Origin of the sequence: Phytoactinopolyspora endophytica, from assembly GCF_004138495.1 — a bacterium.
GTDB lineage: Bacteria > Actinomycetota > Actinomycetes > Jiangellales > Jiangellaceae > Phytoactinopolyspora > Phytoactinopolyspora endophytica.
Genome location: NZ_ML142859.1, coordinates 90,878 through 91,343, shown reverse-complemented (window position 1 = coordinate 91,343; position 466 = coordinate 90,878). Strand labels below are relative to the sequence as shown.

Sequence of the window (466 nt, the reverse complement as noted above, 5' to 3'; positions counted from 1 at the left end):
GTGGCCAACCTTCCACGTCTCGAGCTCGCATTCATCCAGAAGGCGTTGGGTGTGTCCGCCACGGAGGTCGACACCGGAGGCTGAGGCCCGTGCTGCGGGCCCGCCGGCGAAGACCGGCGGGCCCATCTGCCGCACGGAGGCCGTCAGACCGCTTGTCCTCCTATCTGAGGCTGAACTCCTGAGTCTGCGGGTTCAGATGCGGCAGCTTGATGGCGCCGGCCACGGCCCGGTCACTCAGCCGGTAGATGTTCAATCCGCGGGTGATATCGCTCTCGTAGAGGAAGCCGTTGTACCAATAGGTCGACCATGCCCCGCCGAGTCGGCAGCCATCCGCGGGAGTCGGCTCGCCATCCCAGGTGGTGGTGCAGAAGGGGCCGGGCCCGAGCGTCAGCGGGTCGGCCCACCCGACCGACTCGGGCTCGACGCCCTCCTGGATGCCGGTGAAGTCGACGACCCAGGTGCCGGC

General features: G+C 68.2%; 1 pseudogene. It reads right to left on the bottom strand.

The window, feature by feature from the left end:
- Positions 1–160: 160 nt before the first annotated feature.
- Positions 161–466 (bottom strand): annotated as a pseudogene (locus ELR45_RS35600) (hypothetical protein); the annotation flags it as partial.